Source organism: Rhizobium sp. SG_E_25_P2, assembly GCF_029892285.1.
In the GTDB taxonomy this organism is placed as follows: domain Bacteria; phylum Pseudomonadota; class Alphaproteobacteria; order Rhizobiales; family Rhizobiaceae; genus Rhizobium_E.
Map to the genome: position 1 here is coordinate 200,978 of NZ_JARXVM010000009.1, position 22,963 is coordinate 223,940.

General features: G+C 62.2%; 16 protein-coding genes, 2 pseudogenes and 1 riboswitch. Of the genes and pseudogenes, 16 read left to right on the forward strand and 2 right to left on the reverse strand.

Annotation, left to right across the window (positions count from 1 at the left end; all coding sequences use genetic code 11):
- Window positions 1-224: 224 nt before the first annotated feature.
- Window positions 225-3,131 (forward strand): DNA translocase FtsK, encoded by a 2,907-nt coding sequence (locus M2360_RS14550; RefSeq protein ID WP_280775929.1) that lies wholly within the window; start codon window positions 225-227, stop codon window positions 3,129-3,131.
- Here M2360_RS14550 and bchE read toward each other — a convergent pair whose 3' ends face one another.
- Window positions 3,132-4,667 (reverse strand): magnesium-protoporphyrin IX monomethyl ester anaerobic oxidative cyclase, encoded by a 1,536-nt coding sequence (bchE, locus tag M2360_RS14555; protein ID WP_280775930.1) that lies wholly within the window; start codon window positions 4,665-4,667, stop codon window positions 3,132-3,134.
- Between the two features lie 198 nt (window positions 4,668-4,865).
- Between bchE and M2360_RS14560 the strand changes: the two genes are divergently transcribed.
- The 12 genes and pseudogenes from M2360_RS14560 to M2360_RS14610 all read left to right on the forward strand — a co-directional run bounded on the left by M2360_RS14560 (window position 4,866) and on the right by M2360_RS14610 (window position 18,121).
- Window positions 4,866-5,780 (forward strand): LysR family transcriptional regulator, encoded by a 915-nt coding sequence (locus M2360_RS14560; RefSeq protein WP_280775931.1) that lies wholly within the window; start codon window positions 4,866-4,868, stop codon window positions 5,778-5,780.
- A gap of 88 nt (window positions 5,781-5,868) precedes the next feature.
- Entirely contained in the window at window positions 5,869-6,654 is a 786-nt protein-coding gene (locus tag M2360_RS14565) for a hypothetical protein (RefSeq protein ID WP_280775932.1), read from the forward strand.
- A gap of 13 nt (window positions 6,655-6,667) precedes the next feature.
- Window positions 6,668-7,705 carry a 2-oxoglutarate and iron-dependent oxygenase domain-containing protein gene (locus M2360_RS14570; protein ID WP_280775933.1) on the forward strand — a complete coding sequence of 346 codons (1,038 nt, stop codon included), beginning with the start codon at window positions 6,668-6,670 and terminating at the stop codon, window positions 7,703-7,705.
- A gap of 137 nt (window positions 7,706-7,842) precedes the next feature.
- A riboswitch (guanidine-I (ykkC/yxkD leader) is annotated at window positions 7,843-7,950 on the forward strand.
- A gap of 68 nt (window positions 7,951-8,018) precedes the next feature.
- Window positions 8,019-9,092: a putative urea ABC transporter substrate-binding protein gene (locus M2360_RS14575; protein WP_280775935.1), complete on the forward strand. Its 1,074-nt coding sequence runs from the start codon at window positions 8,019-8,021 to the stop codon at window positions 9,090-9,092.
- 60 nt (window positions 9,093-9,152) lie between these two features.
- Window positions 9,153-9,971: an ABC transporter permease subunit gene (locus M2360_RS14580; protein WP_280775936.1), complete on the forward strand. Its 819-nt coding sequence runs from the start codon at window positions 9,153-9,155 to the stop codon at window positions 9,969-9,971.
- Entirely contained in the window at window positions 9,968-10,753 is a 786-nt protein-coding gene (locus tag M2360_RS14585; RefSeq protein WP_280775938.1) for an ABC transporter ATP-binding protein, read from the forward strand. The genes M2360_RS14580 and M2360_RS14585 overlap by 4 nt, the downstream gene beginning before the upstream one ends.
- A gap of 36 nt (window positions 10,754-10,789) precedes the next feature.
- On the forward strand, window positions 10,790-11,617 hold the full coding sequence (locus tag M2360_RS14590; RefSeq protein WP_280775939.1) for an urea amidolyase associated protein UAAP1: 828 nt from the start codon (window positions 10,790-10,792) through the stop codon (window positions 11,615-11,617).
- 12 nt (window positions 11,618-11,629) lie between these two features.
- Window positions 11,630-12,283, forward strand: coding sequence for an urea amidolyase associated protein UAAP2 (locus tag M2360_RS14595; RefSeq protein ID WP_280775940.1), 654 nt, complete (start codon window positions 11,630-11,632; stop codon window positions 12,281-12,283).
- Window positions 12,283-14,517: pseudogene (locus tag M2360_RS26785) on the forward strand (5-oxoprolinase/urea amidolyase family protein); the annotation flags it as partial. The gene M2360_RS14595 and the pseudogene M2360_RS26785, both read left to right, overlap by 1 nt.
- A gap of 222 nt (window positions 14,518-14,739) precedes the next feature.
- Window positions 14,740-15,990, forward strand: a pseudogene (locus M2360_RS26790) (carboxyltransferase domain-containing protein); the annotation flags it as partial.
- Window positions 15,990-17,795 (forward strand): allophanate hydrolase, encoded by a 1,806-nt coding sequence (atzF, locus tag M2360_RS14605; RefSeq protein WP_280775962.1) that lies wholly within the window; start codon window positions 15,990-15,992, stop codon window positions 17,793-17,795. The pseudogene M2360_RS26790 and the gene atzF, both read left to right, overlap by 1 nt.
- A gap of 158 nt (window positions 17,796-17,953) precedes the next feature.
- Window positions 17,954-18,121, forward strand: a complete 168-nt coding sequence (locus M2360_RS14610; protein WP_280775942.1) for a hypothetical protein — start codon at window positions 17,954-17,956, stop codon at window positions 18,119-18,121.
- On the opposite strand, the gene M2360_RS14615 is transcribed toward M2360_RS14610, so the two are convergent.
- Window positions 18,103-19,521 carry a PLP-dependent aminotransferase family protein gene (locus tag M2360_RS14615; protein ID WP_280775943.1) on the reverse strand — a complete coding sequence of 473 codons (1,419 nt, stop codon included), beginning with the start codon at window positions 19,519-19,521 and terminating at the stop codon, window positions 18,103-18,105. The two genes, M2360_RS14610 and M2360_RS14615, sit on opposite strands and share 19 nt — an antisense overlap.
- Before the next feature lie 103 nt (window positions 19,522-19,624).
- On the opposite strand from M2360_RS14615, the gene M2360_RS14620 reads away from it, so the two are divergent.
- The 3 genes from M2360_RS14620 (at window position 19,625) to M2360_RS14630 (ending at window position 22,586) form a co-directional block, all read left to right on the forward strand.
- Window positions 19,625-20,515 (forward strand): DMT family transporter, encoded by an 891-nt coding sequence (locus M2360_RS14620; protein WP_280775944.1) that lies wholly within the window; start codon window positions 19,625-19,627, stop codon window positions 20,513-20,515.
- A 320-nt stretch (window positions 20,516-20,835) separates the two neighbouring features.
- Window positions 20,836-21,816, forward strand: coding sequence for a D-erythronate dehydrogenase (denD, locus tag M2360_RS14625; RefSeq protein ID WP_280775946.1), 981 nt, complete (start codon window positions 20,836-20,838; stop codon window positions 21,814-21,816).
- Window positions 21,813-22,586 carry an SDR family oxidoreductase gene (locus M2360_RS14630; protein WP_280775947.1) on the forward strand — a complete coding sequence of 258 codons (774 nt, stop codon included), beginning with the start codon at window positions 21,813-21,815 and terminating at the stop codon, window positions 22,584-22,586. Before denD ends, M2360_RS14630 begins: the two co-directional genes overlap by 4 nt.
- The last annotated feature ends 377 nt before the right edge of the window (window positions 22,587-22,963 follow it).

A 22,963-nucleotide genomic window follows, 5' to 3' on the forward strand; every position in this document is an offset into this window, starting at 1 on the left:
CATCTGACGCATATTTGCTGTTCCAAGAAATAATTAAACGAATTCATGTATTTAAAGTGATTTTCGTTTCTTGGGTGATCCTCCGCCACCGGGATTTCCAAGGGGTCCCAGATTTCCTGGCGTCCCGTGCCGGGACGTTTGGGGCCGGCCTCCGAAATGGAATTTTAACCTTCATTTCTTATCAATGATGGTGTTCAAATTCCTTCAATGAGTGATCGAAGTTCATGCGTCTGCCGAGAACCAATCTTACCCCTGCCCAAATCGCTGATCTTGAGCAGGGAGCCGCGCCGGACGGCCTGCAATCTTCCACCTCCGGCGCCGGCAGTCTTGAGAAACTTCGCGAAATGGCCAGCAAGATGCGGCAGAGCGAGGGGGCGACCGACTGGGAGAATCATTTCTTCCTGGCCCCCAATGTCCGCTTCACCCGCACGCCCGAGCGCGTGTTCCTGACCGCCGATGCCGGTTCGCTCGACGCCGAAGCCGCCAAGGCGATCGAATCTTCCGCCGGCGGCGTAGTTGCGCCCGCCGCACCGCGCGTGCTGCCTGAACCGGTTCAGACTGAGATTCAGCCGGCGCCTCCTGTCGTGGCCAAGACGCCTGCGCCTGCCGCGCAGCCGTCGCGCCCGCCCCTGCTCGCGCCGCAGATCCGCGCCGCCCGCGCTGCTGCGGCTGAGCGGCAAGCCCAGGCTGCGGCGCAAGCGATTGATGCTCCTGTCGTTCCCACACCCGCTCCCGCTCCAAAACCGGCGCCGGTCCTGCGCGCTCCCGTGGCGCCCACCATCAAACTGACCTCCGCCGAACAGAGCGGAGACGCTGAATTCCAGACCGCCATGCTGCTGACCGGGCGTATGGATGCGCCGACTTATGGCGCCGAGCCCAAGATCGAGATCCGCCCGACCGCGACGCCGCTCAAGATTACGCCTGTCGAGCCCGCTCAGTCGGCGCCGTCCCCAGTCTTCGCATCCGGCCCGCTGACGGCGATGTCGCATCTTTCCGATTTCGCATTCTGGGAAGCGTTGGAGCAGGAAGAGGACACGCTCGCGCCGCCGCCGGTGATTTATGCCGAACTCCGGCCGATCGCCAAACCTGTTCACGCGCCAGTTCAGCGCCAGCCGCTCAGGATCGAGCCAGCCGCCCAGCAGGCTACCGCGCCGGAAGTGCGGGTTGCACCGATGCAGCCGGCTCTGTCGATGCGGCCGGCAAATGGCGCGCCGGCGAGCGTCGCTTTGTCTGCGCTGCAGGCCGCCGTCGATCCGCTCGCCGCTTCCGGCCTTGCTCTGAAGCCGGTCGAGGCTCCGGCCGCTGAGGCTGTTCCCAAGATGGCCTTCCCCTGGGCGCGCGGTGCGCGTTCGGCTGCGTCTGCTGTTGCGCCTAGCCCTGTCCAAGCGCCGATCGTAGCTGCGCAGGCAATTTCTCCGGCTCCTGTCGCCATCGTCCCCGCTCCCGTGATCGTCGAGGATATGATCGAGCCGCCAGCCCCGCAGCGCCCGGCTATGCCGCAAAAGGCGCTGAGTCCGGTGCGTCCTTCCGGCGGCATTCCGGTCGCCATGCCCTTCTCGATCGAGGCGATCGGCTTCAGCCGCGCCGCCGATGGGTCCTACGAGTTCCCGCCGCGCGAATTGCTGCAGGATCCGCCGGAACAGCAGGGTTTCGTGATGTCGCAGGAGCAGCTCGAGCGCAATGCCGGGCTTCTGGAAAGCGTGCTGGAAGATTTCGGCATTCGCGGCGAGATCATCCATGTCCGCCCCGGCCCTGTGGTCACGCTCTATGAATTCGAACCCGCTCCTGGGGTCAAATCCTCGCGCGTCATCGGTTTGGCTGATGATATCGCCCGCTCGATGTCGGCGCTCTCGGCCCGCGTCGCCGTGGTGCCCGGCCGCAATGTCATCGGCATCGAACTGCCGAACGCTACGCGTGAAACGGTCTATTTCTCCGAGCTGATCGATAGCCAGGATTTCTCCAAGACCGGCTTTAAGCTGCCGCTTTGCCTCGGCAAGACCATAGGCGGCGAGCCAGTCATCGCCGAACTCGCCAAGATGCCGCATCTTTTGGTCGCCGGCACCACCGGTTCTGGCAAATCGGTCGCCATCAACACGATGATCCTGTCGCTCATCTATCGGCTCAAGCCGGAAGAATGCCGCCTGATCATGGTCGATCCCAAGATGCTGGAATTGTCGGTTTATGACGGCATCCCGCATCTCCTCACCCCTGTCGTGACCGATCCCAAGAAGGCCGTTCTGGCGCTGAAATGGGCGGTGCGCGAGATGGAGGAGCGTTACAGGAAGATGTCGCGCCTCGGCGTGCGCAATATCGACGGCTACAACGCCCGCGCCGCCCAGGCTCGCGCCACCGGCGAGACCGTGTCGCACACGGTGCAAACAGGCTTCGAGAAAGGCACTGGCGAGGCGATCCACGAGACGCGCGACATGGACCTGTCGCCCATGCCCTATATCGTGGTGATCGTCGATGAAATGGCCGACCTGATGATGGTCGCCGGCAAGGAGATTGAAGGCGCGATCCAGCGCCTCGCCCAGATGGCTCGCGCCGCCGGCATCCATCTGATCATGGCGACGCAGCGACCCTCGGTCGACGTGATCACCGGCACGATCAAGGCCAACTTTCCGACCCGCATCTCCTTCCAGGTGACGTCGAAGATCGACAGCCGCACCATTCTCGGCGAACAGGGCGCTGAACAGTTGCTCGGTCAGGGCGACATGCTGCATATGGCCGGCGGCGGCCGCATCGTTCGCGTGCACGGTCCCTTCGTCTCCGACGAGGAAGTCGAGAAGGTCGTGTCGCACCTGAAATGCCAGGGCAAGCCCGATTATCTCGACACCGTCACGACGGACGAAGAGGATGACGGCGAGGCCGAGCAGGACCAGGCCGTGTTCGACAAGACCGATATGGGCGGCGATGACGGCGATCTCTACGACAAGGCCGTCAAGGTGGTGTTGCGCGACAAGAAATGCTCGACCTCCTATATCCAGCGCCGTCTCGGCATCGGCTATAACCGCGCCGCCTCGCTGGTGGAGCGGATGGAGAAGGAAGGTCTGGTGGGCGCCGCCAACCATGTCGGCAAGCGCGAGATCATCAGCCAGCGCGACCAGGCGCCGGTCGCCGAGGAAGAATAATCAACCCGCTGCGGCGCGTCGCTCCCGGGCGGCGCGCTCCGGTCGCGGCGGCGGGAGCATGGATTCCTCTTCCGCATCCTGCGGCTCGCCCCAGAAGGCGTCGAGCCGCGGACCATCCTTGATGCGCTTGTCGCGGAACAGATAATTCTTCCATTCGAAGAACCACACGCGCCGGCCCATCCTGGTGTACCAGCGCATGGCATGGCGGACATCTTTATCCGGGTGAAACAGGATGCGCGCGAGCGCCTTGGGCCGCGCCTGCATCATCACTTCGATCGTCTTCATCCACAGTGTCAGCCGCCAGGAGGGAAGGCCGGCTTCCAGCACCTGATGCTTGTAGTCCCAGCGGCGCTGATCGAGCTGGATCACCTTGCGGTCGGCGGCGATGCGGAAATAGGGCGTCCAGCGATGCGGCGTCACATAGAGCGCCTGGATCTGGTCCGGATCGTAAGCCAAGAGCACCCGGAACAGCCGCCAGAGATCGGCGTTGCGTTCCTGCTTGAAGCCTGCAACCCAGGTGGCCATGGAAATGATCCCATGCGCCCGGAGCAGTTCGATCGCCCTTCGGTCCTTCGCCGTGGAGCCACCCTTCTTGATGAGATCAAGCGTCGATTCGTCGATGTTCTCCATGCCGAGCAGCCAGCGGATGACCCCGGCCTTCTTGTAGAGATGCAGGATATCGGCGTCGCGGACGATATCGTCGGCGCGGGTGGATCCGACCAGCAGCACCTTCACATTCTCCGCGATCAGCGCCTCAAGAAAGGACTGCCAGGCCTTGCGCGACGAGGTCGGGTTTTCGTCGGCGAAGTTGAACACTTCGACGCCCTCCTCGCGATGCAGGCGGGCGATCTCCTTGGCGAAGAGGACGGGGTCGCGATGCCGCCAGCGGGTCCAAAAGCCACGCTGGCCGCAATAATTGCACAAATGCGGGCAACCGCGGGAAAACTGCACCACCACGGCGCGTTTGCCGCCCCAATAGCTGTAATCGGCATGGTCGATCAATTCCCAGCCGATTCGGTGGGCGTCGAGATCGGCGATGGCCGCCGAGGGACGCGTGGAGACGATACGATCGCCTGCGCGAAAGGCGATGCCGGGAATCGCAGAGAGATCGGCGCCCTCGGCCAACGCTGCGATCAGCTTCGGCGCCGTCTCCTCGCCCTCGCCGCGCACGATGGCCGAGACATAGGGCTCTTCGGTGAGGATTTCCCGCCAGTGATAGGTCGGGAAGACGCCGCCATAGACGATGGTGATCTCGGGTCTCAGCGCCACGATCCGCTGCGCGGCGAGCCGGATGACTGGATGTCCGGAGGTGGAGCCGGAATGACCGAACAGGACCGCGTCCGGCTCATGCCGGAGCGTTTCGGCGACGAGAGCGTCGACCGTCAGGTTTTTGAGATCGCCATCCACCAGTCTGACATCATGGCCGGCATCGATCAGCGGTCCGCCGATGGAGAGCAGGCCGAGCGGCGGCAGATGATCATCCGGAATTCGGCTGCCGATCGATGGATGCGGAGCGTTGACGAGTGCGATGTGCATGGCTGTTGTCCCTTCGTTGTTTTTCCTGAGAAGAGACGGGGAAGGTGGCGGTGTTGAGCCGGAATTGTCCGCGAATCGCGGCGGCTTTGCGGAAAATTCAGGGCTGAAGCGGAGAGTTATGTAAGGCTTGGCGATCTGGCGCGCGGTTTGCGTCTCTGCGTCGAGATGGACAGGAACAAGCATCGACAGGTGAACCGGATGGACGACGCGCGTTTCCCGCGGATTGTAGATTGGAACCTGTTCTTCGTGTTTCACGAGATCATCAGGACCGGCGGCGTTTCGGCGGCGGCGAGATCGTTGAACCGCCAGCAGCCCAGCGTCAGCGCCTCGCTGAAGCGTTTGGAAGAGCAGTTCGGAACGGCTTTGTGCGAACGCAGCGCCCAAGGCGTTCAGCCGACGGAGGCCGGACGGGCGCTGTATCAACTCTGTGAAACCATGCTCTCCCAGGTGCGGCGAATGCCGCATGATGTTGCGCTGGCGGCGGGACGCGATCGCCCTCCTGTACGGTTGCTGATGATCTCGGATCTGGTGTCGCCCGAACTCGACCAGGCCACCGCCGCCTTTCATCGTAACCGTCCCGGCGCTGCGGTCCGGCTCGAAGTGGCGCCTTGGCGGGCTGTCGTGGCGGCGCTCGAAAAGGGCGAGGCGGATATCGGCGTCACCTGCGACGGCGCGGCTTCTCCAAGCCTTGCCTATACGCCGCTGACGCGCGAAATCCAGCAACTCTATTGCGGGTCGGGCCATCCACTGTTCGGAACGCCGCCCCGAGAACCATACGACTATGCAGGCGAGGGTTTTGTGCTGACCGGCGACGACGAGCCGGAGGAATTGCTGGCCTATCGGCGCGCGCATGGATTGGGATCGCCGGTGTTGGCGATCGCCGAGACACTATATGAGACCCGACGTTTGCTGGAGCTCGGCATCGGGGTCGGTTTTTTGCCTACTGCTGTGGCCGAGCGATCGGAGGTCGAAGGCAAGCTCTGGCCGCTTTTGCCGCGTGATTGCCTGTTGTCCTACGACGTTCATGTGGCGGTGCGCCGCGGCAAGGTCAGCGCCGATGCGCAAGCCCTGCTCGGTCTGATCCAGAGTGCGCTGACCCCTGCCGTGGCATAGGCTGCGTCTATGCCCCCATCAGTGAATTCCGCCTAGGCGGAAGGTCACGCTCTGGCCATCATGACGATGGTCAAATTCGGAGCGGACAATGGCGGCGATCGATGAATGGGCGGGCGTGTGGCGGCGGCGCTGGATCGCCTGGCCGGATGGCAGCCGGGACGATCGCACCGCTGTCACATGGGTGCAGGGGCCGTCTTTCTTCGTCGATCTCCGGCAGCCGGCGGGACGGCCGGATTTCGACGGTGTGGATAGCCTGGACGCCTGCACGTCGGAGCATCTGGCCTGGCTTGCCTGTCAGGAAGGCTTTGCCGGTCAGTTCGATTTCGACGGGACGCATCACCACTGGCGTCGCATCTTCGATTTTCAATCCGCCTCCCCTCCTCCCGATGTCGGCGCGCTGCATGGCCATGGCGATCACGCCATCGAGATCGGCCGCGACGCCCCCTATGTCGAATATTGGGCGCGGGACGGAAAAGATCCGGCGCCTGCCGCCGCGGTCAGATTCGAAGATGAGCGAGGACGCGCCGGCTTTCTCGTGCGAACAGGCGATGTGTTCGCTGTGGCGATCGATCGGTCTTCGGCTCTTCCTTCGGATAACACGCTCGCAGAACTTTTGACGACGGCGAGCGCTGAAAGCATCCGGCCGCTGCTCGATTGCGACATCTCGATCGGCGAGATCCGGGGCGAGGCCTGGATCATCACCGCATCCAGCCTGCCTTTCCGCGAAGGGCAAGACCTTGCGCCGCAGCGTGTCCGGGACAGGCTCGCATTCGGAGCGGCAGCCTCGGAGTCTCGTTGGCGGATCGTCGCCGAAGAAGCTTCGCCCGCAGATTTCGCCCTCTTTTCATCGGCAAACGCCGGAACTTCCGTCTAGAAAGGAAACACGCATGCGCAGTCCGACAGAATTCGACGCCGTTCCCGTTGTCGACGTATCCGGTCTCTTTAGCGACGATCCCGCGCGTCAGGCCAAGGTGGCCGAAGAGCTCGGCGCGGCGGCTCGCGATGTGGGCTTTCTCTATGTCACCGGCCACAATGTTCCCCAGCATCTCTATGACGGGGTTCTCGCCGCCGCCAAAGGCTTTTTCGCGCAGCCGATGGAGACCAAGATGGCCTCCTATATCGGCAAGTCGCGCAATCATCGTGGCTATGTGCCGGAAGGCGAGGAGGGATTCGGCTCCGGCCCGAAAGACAAGAAGGAAGCCTTCGATCTCTCCATCGACCTGCCCGATGATCCGGACTATCTCGCCGGGAACCCCATGCTCGGACCCAATCAATGGCCCGATTTCCCCGGTTTTTCAGAGGCGGTGAAGGACTATTACGATGCGACATTCGCCTTTGGGCGGGTGCTGATGCGCGGCTTCGCCATGGCGCTTGGCGAACCGGCTGATGTGTTCGACGGGTTTCTCGTCAAGCCGCCGAGCCAGCTGCGTCTCATCCACTATCCGTTCAATGAGGAGGCCGAAGATCGCATGGGCTTCGGCGCCCATACCGATTTCGAATGCTTCACCTTGCTGCGATCGACCGCGCCGGGCCTGGAGGTGATGAACGGAGCCGGCCAATGGATCGATTCGCCTCCTCTGGACGGAGCCTATACCGTCAATATCGGCGACATGCTGGAACTGATGACCAATGGCGAATTCGTCGCCACCTCGCATCGCGTCCGCAAGGTCAAAGAAGAGCGCTATTCGTTTCCGCTGTTTTTCAACCTGGATTATCACGCCGAGGTGAAGCCCCTGCCCCGTTTCGTGCGTGCGGGCGAGACGCCGCGTCCGGCTTTGCTGGCGGGCGAACATCTCTATGCCCAGACCATCAAGGCCTTCGCCTATCTCAAGGAGCGGCTTGCGCGCGGGGAGATCCAGATGCCGGGTTATGCCGATGAAGCCGCCGCCACCTTCGGGCGTGAGGCGAAGACGGCGCAGGGCTGAGCAAGGCAAACGCCTGCCATTTGCGCCTTCAATGCCTAAGACATAGGCAAGTGGGCGCGGGACAAGACCAAGCGCGGCGATAAAGACAGACTTTTGGCGGGCCTTTTGAACTGGCCCGCTGCTTGCATCGTTAGACATGAGTTGGCCGCTAGGGTTCCGGCGCAGAATGCGCGACTGGTCCGAGAGCAGCCACCGGCGGGGGAGACATCCCGCCGGGTGCACGGCGGGACAAAAGCCCGGGAGACCTCGTTAGCCAAGGGATTGGCGGCGTTGGTCTATGCCGATCCCTTTCAAGACAAGAAGGGGAATGCACGTGAAGACAATCAGCAAAATACTCGCAACCGCCGCAGCGACTGCTCTCATCACCTGGGGCGGTTTGAGCGGCGCGATGGCCGAGCCGAAGAAGGACTTCAAGGTCGCCTGGTCGATCTATGTCGGCTGGATGCCCTGGGGCTACGCCAAGGATCATGGAATCGTCCAGAAATGGGCGGACAAATACGGCATCAAGATCGAAGTCACCCAGTTCAACGACTATGTCGAATCAATGAATCAATACACCGCCGGCGCTTTTGATGCGGTGACGCTGACCAATATGGACGGCCTGTCGATCCCCGCCGCCGGCGGCGTCGACACGACCGCCGTGATCGTCGGCGACTTTTCCAACGGCAATGACGCGATCATTCTGAAGGGGAAGGACAAGCTCGAGGACATCAAGGGCCAGAATGTCAATCTGGTGGAATTCTCGGTGTCGCATTATCTTCTGGCGCGCGGTCTCGAAAGCATCGGCTCCTCCGAACGCGATGTGAAGGTCGTCAACACGTCGGACGCCGACATGGTTGCGGCCTATAAGACGGCGGATGTGACCGCTGTCGTGACCTGGAACCCACTGGTCGCTTCAATTCTCGAAGATCCGACCGCCAAATCGGTGTTCGACAGCTCCAAAATCCCCGGCGAGATCATGGATCTCATGGTCGCCAATTCCGATGTGCTGAAGGACAATCCCGATTTCGGCAAGGCGTTGGTCGGCATCTGGTATGACACGATGACGGTCATGACTGCCGATAGCGCCGAAGGCAAAGCCGCGCGCGAGGAAATGGGTAAGGCGTCGGGCACGGATCTCAAGGGCTTCGAGGCGCAGATGGCGGCGACCAAACTGTTCGACAAGCCCGCAGACGCCGTGGCGTTCACCGCTTCGCCCGATCTGCCGAAGACGATGAATCTGGTGCGGAACTTCCTGTTCGAAAAGGGTCTGCTCGGCAGCGGCGCGCCGTCCGCCGACGTCATCGGCATTGAAATGCCCGACGGCTCCGTGCTCGGCGACAAGGGCAACATCAAGTTCCGCTTCACCAACACCTTCATGGATGCGGCGGAAAAGGGAACTCTCTGATCACCCGTCATCGGCGGGCCGTCGAGCCCGCCGTATTTCCCTGTTCGATCGGAGCCCATGATGCGGTGGATCAACACTCATCCCAGCAAAGGCGCGCGACTGGCCCTGATGCTTGCGCCTTTCGTGCTGGTCCTCATCGCCTATGCGATCGGTTCGGCGGCCCGTCTCGCCGAAAACCCCAATGACAAGCTGCTGCCAGGACTTACAGGTTTCGCCACCGCGATCGATCGTTTCGCGTTTACGGCGGATGTCCGCACCGGGGATTATCTGCTTTGGGTCGACACAATGGCAAGCCTGATCCGACTGGTTTCGGGCCTCGGGATCGCCACGCTGATCGCTCTTATCCTGGGCATGTTGATCGGCATGCTGCCCTATATGCGTTCGGCACTGTCGCCTTTCGTGGCCACGGTGTCGATGGCTCCGCCCTTGGCTTTGCTGCCGATTTTGTTCATCATCGCGGGCCTTGGCGAGACGTCGAAGATCGCGCTGATCGTCATCGGCGTTGCGCCGATCATGATCCGCGACCTCGCTTTGACAGCTGTCAACCTGCCGCGCGAGCAGATCATCAAGGCTGAAACGCTGGGCGGCTCGTCCTGGCAGATCGGGCTGCGTGTGGTGCTGCCGCAGATCTTGCCGCGCCTGATCACCACGCTTCGGCTGCAACTCGGCCCGGCCTGGCTGTTTCTGATCGCTGCCGAAGCGATTTCCGCCGATTCCGGTCTCGGCTACCGGATCTTCCTCGTTCGTCGCTACCTCGCGATGGACGTGATCTTTCCCTATGTCGTCTGGATCACGCTGCTCGCAGTCGCCGCCGACTGGCTGCTGGATCGGCTGCGCATCCGCCTCTTTCCCTGGTCAGAACTGGAGAAGCAGGCATGAGCGCGCTGAAAATCGACAATGTCTGGAAGGAATATGGCGACCAGATCGTGCTCGAAAGCGTGTCGATCGATATCGAAGACCGCGCTTTCGTGGCTCTCGTCGGTCCCTCCGGCTGCGGCAAGACTACCTTTCTGCGCATGCTGCTCGGTCAGGAGCGGCCGACGCGCGGTCAAATCCTGATCGATGGCGCGCCCCTGCCGCCTGAACCCGGACCCGATCGCGGCGTGGTGTTTCAGCGTTATTCGGTGTTTCCGCATCTGACCGTGCTCGGCAATGTGCTGCTTGGCCGGGAATTGACCCGCTCCCCTCGTCTTGCCCGTCTGTTTGGCGCCGAACGCAAGGCGGCGCTTGAAGATGCGCGGGAAATGCTGGCGCAAGTTGGACTGTCTCGCTCGGAGGACAAATATCCGGCGCAGCTGTCTGGCGGCATGCAGCAGCGATTGGCGCTGGCGCAGGCGCTGCTGATGAAGCCGAAAGTGCTTCTCCTCGACGAACCATTCGGGGCGCTCGATCCCGGCATTCGCGCCGATATCCATGTACTGATGAAGCGTCTCTGGCACGAGAACCCGATGACGGTGGTCATGGTCACGCATGACATGCGCGAAGCCTTCACGCTCGCCAGTCGCGTCGTCGCGTTTGAGCGTTCGCGCGACCGTCCGGAGGAAAAACTGCGCTACGGCGCGACGATCACCCGCGACATTCCCATCTGGCCGCCGCGCCGCGCCGGCCAGGCCTCTCTCATCCGACCAGACCGGGACGGCCCGGCGCCCAAAGGTCTCTAGCCGGGACGACCCGGATACATTTGAAGGAGAAGAACGGTGCATATCCGACGTTCGCCCGAAGAAATCGCCGCCAATCGCGCCCGCTATGAAGAGCATCAGCGCAAGGGGCTTGAATTTGCTCCCAAGGCCCTGCCCGGAAAGAGCGCCAAACCGGCCCCTGAGCTTGCCGCCGATCAGGTTCTGCACCGGGAAACCGTTCCCGGTGGCTGGTATTGGGCGACCCGGGTCCGCAAAAACGAGATCCTGCGCGTGAGCCTCGATCACGGCTTTTCGACCGTGACGCTTGTCGCCTGGAAGGCCGACGAGCCGAGCGAGAGGCTGAACCTGCCGGATACCGTGAAGGTTCAATGGACCACGGGGCTCGGCAAAGGCCGCGTCATTCTCTCGGATATGGGCACGGTGATGTTTTCGATCACCGAGGATTCCTGCGCAGCGCATGATTGCCTGATGGGCGGATCGACCGCGTCGTCCAATGCGCGGAAATATGCCGGCGCAAACGGCGCCGATATCCGCAACACGCGTGACAATCTCGTCAAGCTGACCACGAAGCTCGGTCTCGACCGCCGCGACATTCCCGCAGCACTCGCGCTGTTTGCGCCGGTTCGAGTCGATGACGATGGTCGCTTCGTCTGGAAGCCGGAACTGGTGGAAGACGGCGATTATATCGATCTTCGCGCCGAAATGGACATGCTGGTCGGCTTTTCCAATTGCCCGCATCCGCTCGATCCGAGCCCTGTCTATGCGCCCAATCCGGTGACGATCACGCGCATAGCGGCATCCGAACCGGCTGCGGACGATCTCTGCCGCACCGCCACCGCAGAAGCCGTGCGCGGCTTCGAAAACAACGCATTGGCTGTGATCTGAGGAGGTCCTGATATGAGCAAGTTTATCGTCACCTCCCCTGACCGCATGCCCGAAACCGCCGTGCAGGATCATTACATCCCCGCTGAAGCGCCGTTTTCCACCATTGTTCGCAAGGGTCAGGTTCTGCGTATTGAAGACAGCTTCGGCCAGCAAGCGATCGACACGCTGTTTTACAATGCGGAAGACTATTCCGAGCGCTATTCGAACCAGGATACGATGCGGGAACAGGGTGCGGCCTATGTGACCACCGGCACCAAGATCATCTCAAACGAAGGTAAGGTGATGCTGACCATGACGGCAGACAGCTGCGGGCGTCACGACACCTCGGCCGGTGCCTGCTCCTGCGAGAGCAACACGGTGCGTTTCGGTCACGGCGCCAAATATCTGCATGCTTGCCGCGACAATTTCGTGCTCGAAGTGGCGAAATACGGCATGGGCAAGCGCGATGTGCCGCCCAACATCAATTTCTTCATGAATGTGCCGATTTCCCCAAGCGGCGAGATGACCATCGTCGACGGCATTTCCTCGCCCGGCGATTATGTCGAGATGCAGGCCGAGATGGATGTGCTGCTGGTGATCTCCAATTGCCCGCAGATCAACAATCCCTGCAACGGGTTTGATCCCACGCCGATCCGCGTGCTGGTCTGGGATGGCGAGGCCGGCTGATGTTCAAGAAAGTCCTGATCGCCAATCGCGGCGAAATCGCCGTCCGCATCATCCGGACGCTGAAGCGCCTGGGCATCGCCTCCGTCGCCGTCTATTCCGACGCGGACCGCTTCTCGAAAGCGGTGCTGATGGCGGATGAAGCCGTGCGGTTGGGCCCTGCTCCCGCCTCCGAGAGCTATCTGAATGTCGATGCAGTCGTTGCGGCCTGCAAGCAGACCGGCGCGGAGGCCGTGCATCCGGGCTACGGCTTCTTGTCCGAGAATATCGGCTTTGCCGAACGTTTGAAGGCGGAAAGCATCGCCTTTATCGGTCCGACGCCGGACAATATCGCCGCCTTTGGACTGAAGCATACAGCCCGCGAACTGGCGCGGGACAGCGGCGTGCCGCTGCTGCCGGGCACCGGGCTCATCGAAACCGGCGAGGATGCGCTGACAGCTGCTCTCAAGATCGGCTATCCGGTGATGCTGAAATCCACCGCCGGCGGCGGCGGCATCGGCATGCAGCTCTGCCATGACGCGGAAAGCCTGAAAGCCTCTTTCGACAGCGTGCAACGCACCGCGAAAGCGAGTTTCGGCGACGCCCGCGTCTATCTCGAACGTTTTGTCTCCAAAGCCCGGCATGTCGAGGTGCAGATCTTCGGCGATGGCGCGGGACGCGTCATCGCGCTCGGCGAACGAGATTGCTCGCTGCAGCGCCGGAATCAGAAGGTGATCGAGGAGACGCCCGCGCCTGGGCTGAGCGCTGCCGTGCGTGAGCGCCTGCATGCCGCGGCGGTCGCGCTCGGCAAATCGGCCAAATACACCTCGGCGGGAACTGTCGAGTTCATTTACGATCCCGCCCGCGAAGAGTTCTATTTTCTCGAAGTGAATACTCGGCTGCAGGTCGAACATCCTGTCACCGAAGCCGTGTTCGGCATCGATCTGGTCGAATGGATGATCCGCCAGGCCGCCGGAGAAGATGTGCTGACGGGTAAAGAGACGCTTACGCCGAAAGGCGCCGCGATCGAGGCGCGGGTCTATGCGGAAATGCCGCATGCGGGCTTTCGTCCGAGCGCCGGATTACTGACGGAGGTGGTGTTTCCCGAAGGCGTCAGGGTCGATGGATGGGTGGAAACCGGCACCGAGGTGACGCCTTTCTACGATCCCATGCTCGCCAAGGTGATCGTATCCGCGGAAACGCGGGAGTTGGCGATCCGCGCCCTCGAAGAAGCGCTTTCGCAGTCGGCCATCTCCGGCATCGAGACCAATCTTGAGTATCTCAAGGCGATCACTGCCTCGGATCTGTTTAAGTCTGGCGACGTCGCGACCACCGCGCTTAAGGATTTTGAGTTCACGCCCGATGTCATCGAAGTGGTGGCGCCGGGCGCACAATCCAGCCTGCAGGAGCTTCCCGGTCGTCTCGGTCTCTGGCATGTCGGCGTTCCCCCGAGCGGGCCGATGGATGAACGCTCTTTCCGCCACGCGAACCGCCTCGTCGGCAATGGTGATGAGACGGCGGCGCTGGAACTGACGGTGTCGGGTCCTGTGCTGAAATTCTGCGCCGATGTCGTCTTCGCCCTTGCCGGCGCGGACATGCCGATGACTCTCGACGGAGAGCCTGTTGCACACAACAGCGCGATCATGGCGCGCGCGGGCCAGACGCTGGCTGTCGGCGCGATCAAGGGAGCGGGACAACGCGCCTATCTGGCGGTCGCCGGCGGTTTTGATGCGCCTGTCGTTCTCGGATCCCGTGCGACCTTCGGGTTGGGTCAATTCGGCGGCAACGCCACCGGCACGCTTCGCGCCGGCCATGTGCTGCGGCTGGCGCGGGCTACCCAATCCGGCGCCAGGCCCGCGGCCGAGCCTGCGGATCTCGCCCGCAACTGGAGCGTAGGCGTGCTCTATGGACCGCATGGCGCGCCGGATTTCTTTCTCGATGAGGACATCGAGACGTTGTTTTCGACGGATTACGAGGTGCATTTCAATTCCGCCCGCACCGGCGTCCGCCTGATCGGCCCTGCGCCGAAATGGGCGCGCGCCGATGGCGGCGAAGCGGGGCTGCATCCCTCCAACCTGCACGACAACGCTTATGCGATCGGCGCGATCGACTTCACCGGCGACATGCCGATCATTCTCGGTCCCGATGGTCCAAGCCTCGGCGGCTTCGTCTGCTCGGCGGTGATCGCGCGCGACGAGCAATGGAAGATGGGCCAGTTCAAACCCGGCGATACGATCCGCTTTCATCCGGTGGCGCGGGAGGGGGACGAGGGATCAGCATCTGCGATCCCCCCCTCTGTCCTGCCGGATATCTCCCCCTCAAGGGGGGAGATTGCAGAAAAGCGCGACCATCGCCCGGCAACTGGCCTTGAGAATACTGCGGTTGAGAGTGGGGGAAGCCGGCGCCGCCATCCAATCTCCCCCCTTGAGGGGGATATGGTCGGCAGACCAGAGGGGGGCGCCGCTTGGCGCGCCCTCGCCGGCTCCCCAATCCTCGCCACACACGATACTGGCCCCGTTCCAGTCGTCTATCGCCGCCAAGGCGACGACAATCTGCTGGTCGAATACGGCCCCATGCAGCTTGATATCGCCTTGCGATTACGTGTCCATCTGTTGATGGAGGCGGTAAAGGCGGCGAAACTGCCCGGACTGATCGATCTGACGCCGGGAATTCGGTCGCTGCAGATCCACTACGACAGTCTGACTCTGTCGCGGTCGCGTCTCTTGGGACTATTGGCGGAGATCGAACAAAGCCTGCCGCCAGTGACCGAGGTCAAGGTTCCGAGCCGCACGGTGTATCTGCCTTTGTCCTGGAACGATCCGGATGCCGAACTGGCCATGCGGAAATATCAGGAACTCGTGCGGCCGAACGCGCCCTGGTGCCCATCGAACATCGAGTTCATCAGGCGAATCAATGGCTTGGCGGACGAGCAGGCGGTGAAGGACACGATTTTCGACGCCTCTTATCTGGTGCTCGGTCTCGGCGATGTCTATCTCGGCGCCCCGGTCGCAACACCCGTCGATCCCAGGCACCGGCTGGTTACCACCAAATACAATCCGGCTCGCACCTGGACGCCGGAGAATGCCGTGGGCATCGGCGGCGCCTATATGTGCATCTATGGCATGGAGGGACCGGGCGGCTATCAACTGTTCGGTCGGACGATTCAGGTCTGGAACACCTGGCGACAGACGCCTGTCTTCCACAAAGACAAGCCCTGGCTGCTCGATTTCTTCGATCAAATCCGCTTCTTCCCGGTAAGTCATGACGAACTGACGGAAGCGCGCGCCGCCTTCCCGCATGGCGGCTATCCGATCCGGATCGAAGAGGGCGAATTCTCCTACGCCGCCTACGAGAAAATGCTCACGGAGAATTCCGCCAGCATCGGCGCCTTCAAGGCCCGGCAGCAATCCGCCTTCGAAGCCGAACGTCAGCGTTGGAAGGACGAGGGACTGGACAGCTTCGTCTCCGACGAAGGGGCCGCAGGCGGACTGGCTGGCGATATTCCCGAGGGATGTTTCGGCGTTGAAAGCGCCGTGCCCGGCAATGTCTGGAAAGTGCTGGTCGACGAGGGACAGCGCGTGGCGCCAGGCGATACCCTCGCCATCATCGAATCGATGAAAATGGAAATCAACATCACTGCTCATGCCGCCGGCGTCGTGCGCGAATTGCGGGCCGGGCCTGGGCGAAACGTCAAGGCCGGCGATGTGCTGGTGGTTCTGGAGGACAAATGATGCTCCCACAAATTCTCGACATCGCATCGCTCAAAGCTGTTTATGCAAACGGCCTGCCGCTTCTCGACCTGGTCGAAGAGGTGATTTCGCGCATGCAAGCGTCCGAAGATCCCGCTGTTTTCATCACCCCAGTTTCGCCGGAGGACCTGCGCGCCGCGGCAAAAGCGCTTCTGGCGCGGGCGCCGGAGCCGAACAGCCTGCCGCTCTGGGGCATTCCGTTTGCGGTGAAGGACAATATCGACGTTTCAGGTTTTCCGACCACGGCCGCCTGCCCCGCTTTTGCTTACCAGCCTGAAGAGGACGCCACCGTCGTGGCGCGTCTTAAGGCAGCTGGCGCTCTGGTGATCGGCAAAACCAATCTCGACCAGTTCGCCACGGGCCTCAACGGCACGCGCTCGCCCTATGGCGCGCCACGATCGGTGTTCGACAGCGCTTACGTTTCCGGCGGCTCGTCCTCGGGCTCGGCCGTTGCCGTCGCCTCGGGATTGGCGAGCTTTTCGCTCGGCACCGACACGGCGGGTTCGGGCCGCGTTCCCGCCGCCTTCAACAATCTGGTGGGGGTCAAGCCAACGCCCGGCCTCGTGCCGAATGTCGGCGTGGTGCCGGCCTGCCGCAGCGTCGATGTCGTCACCGTCTTTGCTGCGACCGTCGGCGACGCGACGTCCGTTCGCAAGGTCATGGACGGATATGACGCGCAGGATCCGTTCTCGCGAAAGGCTGAACCGACCGCCCTGCCCTCTTCCGGGCTTCGGATCGGCGTTCTCGACGGCGCTGAACGCGAATTCTTCGGCAATTCCGAGGTTGAAGCCTTGTACGACACCGCTATCGAGAGGGCGAAAAGCCTCGGCGCGACGATCGTGCCCTTCGACTACGCGCCGTTCCGGCAGGCGGCGGAACTGCTTTACAACGGTCCCTGGGTGGCTGAGCGGCTGGCGGCGGTCAAGGATTTCCTCGGCTCAAACGCCGATGATGTCGATCCGACCGTTCGCAAGATCATCGAAGGCGCGAAAGCCTATAGCGCGGTCGACGCTTTCGAAGGCCTCTACAAGCTCGGCGCCCTCGGCCAGAAAACCAAGGCGGAATGGGAGAAGCTCGACATTCTCATGCTGCCAACCTCGCCGACCACCTACACAGTGGAAGACTTGCAGGCCGATCCGATCGTCAAGAACAGCCATTTCGGCCGCTACACCAATTTCGCCAATCTGTTCGGCTATGCCGCGATCGCCGTTCCGGCCGGCTTCGACACGAAGGGTCACCTGCCGGCGGGCGTCACTTTGTTCGGTCCCGGCTTCTCCGACGACGCGCTCGCGCCCTTCGCCGACGCCATGCATCGCGCGCTCGGAGCCGGCATGGGCAAGGACCGTCAGGCAGCGCTGCCCGAGGCGAGCAAGGTCCCGTCCTCGCCCTCGACCTGGGCCCAGATCGTCGTGGTCGGCGCGCATCTCACGGGCATGCCGCTCAATCATGAATTGACCGGTCCTGGGGGGCGGCTGATCAAGGCCTGCAAGACCGCAGGCGATTATCGCCTCTATGTCCTGCCCAACACCACGCCACCGAAGCCCGGTCTCATCCGTGAGCCCGGCTTTTCCGGCGCCGGGCTCGATGTCGAGGTCTGGTCGATCCCCTATGACGCCTTTGGTCGCTTCGTGGCGAATATCCCCTCCCCGCTCGGCATCGGTAAGGTCACGTTGGATGACGGCAGCCAGGTTTCGGGTTTTCTCTGCGAACCCTTCGCTGTTCAAGGGGCGCGGGAAGTCACCGATCTCGGCGGCTGGAGAGCCTATGTCGCCTCGCTGAAGAAATAGCGTTCTCAGCATGGGGCCCGGTCATATGAACGAGCCCCCGCTTGCATGCCGGGCAGGCCTTGTTTAGGAAACACAGGAAGAGAGTTTGGCGGCGCGACGCGCCAAACCATAGGCTGTGAGGCTGCCTTCGCGGGCGGTTAGACGAGACGAGGCTGTCCGTGACCAATGTGATCAAGTTCCAACCGCGGAAAAAACCGGATGCGCCGAAGGGCCCTCGCCCGGAATGGCAGAAAAAGGCGTTGATCGGCGCGGGTGTGGCGGCATTTTTCGTGGTCGTCTGGGCTTATTACGCCTTCATCGCTCCAGCTCAGCCGCCTGCGCCCTGACGCGCGGCCTGTGACATCGCCTGCTTGAGCCGCTCGAACACCAGATCATCGCTCATCTGCGCGACGTTGAAGCGCATGAAACCCGTTGCCGTTTGCGCATGACTGAAGGCGTTGCCGGGGGCGAGAACAAGATTGTGTGTGAGCCCGGCGCGCGCCACATCCGCCGCGTCCAGCTCGTCCGGCAGTCGACACCATAAAAACATGCCCGCGTCCGGTTCGATCCATGGTTCGATCCCGAGCTTGCGCAGACTCTTCGTGGTTGACAGCCGCGCCTGCGATAGGCGCGCGCGCAACGTCTCGAGGTGTTTTCGGTAGCCGCCGTCGCTGAGGACGGCATAAGTGAGATCGGCCGACAGGCGCCCTCCCCCGAAGGAGGTGGCGATCTTGATATCGATCAGCGCGTCGATCCAATCCCGCTTGGCGGCGATATAGCCGCACCGCGCCGAGGCCGAGAGCGTTTTCGAGAAACTGCCGATCTGGATGACCCGCTCCAGCCCGTCGAACGCCGCGAGCCTCGGAGCTGGCCGTTCCTCGAAATCCGCGAAAATATCGTCCTCAATGATGACGAGGTCATGCAGTTCCGCCTGTTTCAACACCCGGTGCGCCGTCACCGAAGAGAGGACTGCGCCGGTGGGATTATGGAGCGCGGAATTGGTGAGATAGATTCGCGGGCGGTTCTCAGTAGTGATCTTGGCGAATAGCTCGAGATCCGGCCCATGCGGCGTGTAGGGCACGCTGACGATGCGGGCGCGATGCGCTCTCAACAGAGCCTGAAAATTGAAGTAGCAGGGATCGTCCACCATCACCGTATCGCCGGGAGACAGCAGCAGGCGACAAAGCAGATCGATCGCCTGGATGCCGGATTCCGTCAGCATGATCTGGTCGGGGCCAGCCTCCACCCCCTTCTCCGCCATCCGGCGCGACAACAGCGTCCTGAGCGCCGGCAATCCGAGCGGCGAGCTGTAAGCCATGAAGCCGGCAGCCGGCGCACGCGACGCCTGCCGCAAGGCCTTGCGCATCCCCTCTTCCGGCAACCAGGTGGATGGAAGCCAGCCGCAGCCGGGCTTCGGTTCGTCGTCGCCGCTTTCGAGAGATTGCCGCGACACCCAGAATGGGTCTATGGCGCGGTCCAGTCGCGGCTCAGCCGCGGCCAGTTCAAACGGCGCCACGTGACGAGCGACGAAGAAGCCCGCGCCGGGGCGCGAGGTGATCGCGCCCTCCGCCAAAAGCCGGTCATAGGCCTCGACGATCGTGGATGTCGAAAAGCCGAGCATGCCCGCGAGTTTGCGGATCGACGGCAGCTTTGCGCCGGCTGCGAGGCTGCGATTGGCGATGCGCTGGCGAATAAGGTCGGCGGCCATTGCCGCGCGCGGTATCGCTTTGGGGGAAGCCTCATCCATCTGTACTGATCCTTGCGCCATCACAGTTTGGCAGAACTGTATCAGACTGTTTCTGGCTTCGCCATCGAGGTCCAGCCATAAGTCGCGAAAACAGGAGAGGCTTATGACGCGTGAAACATCGGGACTTGTGAACGGTCTGATCGGGGTGATCATCTTCAGCGGGTCGCTGCCCGCCACCCGCTTGGCGGTCGCGGATTTCGACCCGCTGTTTCTCACGGCGGCGCGAGCGGCGATTGCGGGCGTGCTCGCTCTGGGTTTGCTGCTCATCTTTCGTGAGAAGCGTCCAGCACGGGGCGATCTGATGTCGCTGGCCGTCATCTCCGGTGGGGTGATCGTCGGCTTTCCGCTGTTGACGGCGCTTGCGCTGCGCAGCATCACCTCGGCCCACTCGATCGTCTATATCGGGCTATTGCCTCTGGCGACGGCGGTCTTCGGCGTGTTGCGCGGCGGCGATCGGCCCCGCCCCGCTTTCTGGATATTCTCGCTGCTCGGCAGTTCTTGCGTCGCCGGCTTCGCGTTGATTCAGAGCGATGCGCGGCTTGCCAGCGGCGATGCGCTGATGGTCGGCGCGATCTTGGTCTGCGGACTGGGTTATGCCGAGGGGGCGCAATTGTCGCGCCGGCTTGGTGGTTGGCAGGTGATTTCCTGGGCGCTGGTTCTTTCTCTGCCAATCATGTTTGCGGCGGCGTTCCTGTTGTTTCCGAGTGAGAAGACATCGGTCAGCGGTCAGGCCTTGTTTGGCCTCGCCTATGTGTCGCTGTTCAGCATGCTGATCGGCTTCATTTTCTGGTATCGCGGGCTTGCTTTGGGCGGCGTCGCTTCGGTCGGGCAGTTGCAATTGTTGCAGCCCTTCTTTGGATTGGCGCTTGCAGGTCTGCTGCTTGGCGAAGCCGTTAGTCCAGCTATGCTCGCGGTCACCGTGGCGGTGATTGGCTGCGTGGCGGGCGCCCGAAGGTTCAGTCGCCCTTTGGTGTCGCCGCCTCAAGAGCGTTGACAGCTGGCAACTTATTTGACGCCTTCAAGAATGCGGCAAGCGGACAGTATGACGACATCTGTAGATGCGAGCATGCCTTGATCGGTCAGCCGAGTTCGCTCCGGTATGGTGGGGCGTGCGGTGGCGCGGGTTCAAGCGCCGCAGGATTGATGCTTCAAGGGAGTTGACAGCTGGCAACTGAGTTGACGGTTTGAACCGAAGCAATGGACTGTCGGGCGGGGTGAAAATGTCGCGCGCATCAGATTTGCCTTGCTCGTACAGCCGTGTTAGCTCCGAGAAAGGGTTTGGCGTGTGGAGGCGCCATCCCCGGGAGGAATAGCATGCATGTGATGATTATCGGCGCCGCCGGCATGATCGGCCGCAAACTTCTTGAAAGGCTCGTCGCTGATCCCGAGATCCTGGGAGGCGAGATTTCTCATTTCACTTTGGTGGATGTGATTGCGCCGACGGCGCTGCCGGCTGTGTCGTCGACCATGGTCACGGCCAATCTCGCCGAAACGGGCGTGTCCGAACAGCTCGTCCTCTCGCGCCCTGATGTGATCTTTCACCTTGCCGCAGTGGTGTCCGGTGAAGCCGAGGCGGATTTCGAAAAGGGCTATGCGGTCAATCTGGATGGAACCCGAAATCTGTTCGAGGCGATCAGGCGGGAAGGGCAGGGGGAACCCTATCGGCCACGCCTCATCTTCGCCTCATCGACAGCGGTGTTCGGCGCGCCCTTTCCTGATGCGATCGGCGATGACTTCCTGACGAGCCCGCTGACGAGCTACGGAACGCAAAAGGCGATCGCGGAACTGCTGCTGTCTGACTATTCCCGTCGCGGCATTTTCGATGGCGTCGGCTTGCGTCTGCCAACGATCTGCATTCGACCTGGCCTGCCGAACAAGGCGGCGTCCGGCTTCTTTTCGGGAATTCTCCGTGAACCTCTCAACGGGGAGGAGGCTGTCCTGCCGGTTGAAGATGATGTCCGCCATTGGTTCGCGAGCCCACACTCCGCGGTCGGTTTCTTCATCCATGCGGCTCGCCTGGATCTGGAGATGGTGGGCGCGAGACGAAACCTCACCATGCCGGGTCTGTCGGCCACAGTAGCGGAAGAAATTGAGGCTCTGCGCCGCATCGCGGGAGACAAAGCTGTCAGGCTGATCCACCGACAGCCGGATCCGACCATCGCGCGGATCGTGGCGGGATGGCCGACAGGCTTCTCGACGGAGCGCGCCTTGAAATTAGGCTTCCGGGCTGAGACCAATTTCGACGACATCATTCGCATTTATCTTGATGAGGAAAGGGAAGGGCGCGCGCCATGACCGAGAGAGAGAGCAAACAACAGGGAGTGGCGCTGGTCACCGGCGGCGGCACTGGCGTCGGCAAGGCGATCGCCCGCGGATTGGCGGCAGCCGGCTGGAGCGTGGTGATATCTGGTCGCCGGGGAGATGTGCTGGAGAGGGCGGCCGCTGAACTCACCGCAGCGACCGGACAGGATGTCACGACTGTCATCGCCGATGTCGGCGATCCCAGTTCGGTCGCCAGTTTGTTTACGGCGATCGAAGCCAGACATGGCCGCGTCGATCTCCTCGTCAACAATGCCGGTATCGGCGCCCCGGCTGTGCCGATGGAAGAACTGAGTTTTGAAACCTGGAGCGCCGTGGTCGCAGCAAACCTGACCGGCGCCTTTCTCTGCACCCAGCAGGCTTTTCGGCTGATGAAGGCCCAGACCCCGAGGGGAGGGCGGATCATCAACAACGGGTCGATCTCCGCGACCACGCCGAGGCCGCATTCCGCGCCGTATACCGCCACCAAACATGCCATTTCAGGGCTGACCAAATCGACAGCGCTCGATGGCCGGGCATTCGACATCGCCTGCGGTCAGATCGACATCGGCAATGCTTCGACAGAAATGACCACCACGATCGCCAAGGGCGTGTTGCAGGCCAATGGCGACATCGCCGCCGAACCGACGATTGACGCTACCCTGGTCGCGGACGCCGTCGTCTATATGGCTGGCTTGCCGCTTAACGCCAATGTGCTGACCATGACGGTGATGGCGACCGCGATGCCGTTCGTCGGACGTGGATAGGGCAGGGGTCTTACTGCGTTACGATGACTGTGTTGCCAGCTGTCAACATTGGAGCAACCGATATCGGAGGTATAGGCTGCACGCGGCACTTCAGGGAGGCGTCGACCAACTGCCTGAGAAGACAGGCTGATAGGAGAGGGCAGCAAGTGCGGGATAACCCCTGAATTTGCGCCTCGCACCGCCAAAACGAGCGTCTCTTGTGGGGTTCCCGTAATACACTATAAAAATCAATCACTTATCATCTTTCTTCATTGTCATAGAATTTTGTTATTGACGATATGAGGGTCGGTTTGTATAAGCCGGGACATCGACGGGGGCGGCGGTTGCTTCTAGCGGCAGGCGCGCTCGTCTCTGAATTCGGACTGGACCTTCGGTTT